Annotated in this window: 1 protein-coding gene; it reads left to right on the top strand. The window is 37.6% G+C overall.

What is annotated here, in order from left to right:
- Positions 1 to 327 (top strand): hypothetical protein (locus H5163_RS21095; RefSeq protein ID WP_220494619.1); only part of this gene is annotated, 327 nt, incomplete at its 5' end.
- Positions 328 to 423 lie beyond the last annotated feature (96 nt).

The raw sequence follows: 423 nt of genomic DNA, 5'->3' as shown, positions 1-423 counted from the left end.
GTTAGTGTTCATGGAGGAAAAATGAAAGTCCAGATAAAATCTTTCTCATCGCACCAAACTAGTAAAGTTATTGCTTTAGCGTTCGCACTATTCACAATTCCTTTTTCCATAATGGGAGTCATTGGTTTTTTCGTCGCTCCAGAAATGAAAACAAGCACTGGAGAAAGCATTCCTAATTTTCCGTTTTTAATTTTTGCATTAGCACCATTACTATACGGTTTTATGTTTTACATAATGAATAGACTCATGTGTTTCGGGTACAATTTTATTGCAAAGCGTGTCGGTGGCATTGAGTTTGAAACGGTTGAATCTGACAATGAACACTAACAAAACAATAAACATCATTCGCTTCGCTCATTGGGAAAAAGCCTCGCTGCAACTTCGTTGCAAAGCGCTCGGTTTTTCCCGTTATTGTAAGCGTTA

The organism is Pseudoalteromonas sp. SG44-8 (assembly GCF_014164125.1).
Classification (GTDB): Bacteria; Pseudomonadota; Gammaproteobacteria; order Enterobacterales; family Alteromonadaceae; genus Pseudoalteromonas; species Pseudoalteromonas rhizosphaerae.
The sequence above is the reverse complement of the archived record's forward strand: the minus strand, read 5'-3'. Positions and strand labels throughout refer to the sequence as shown.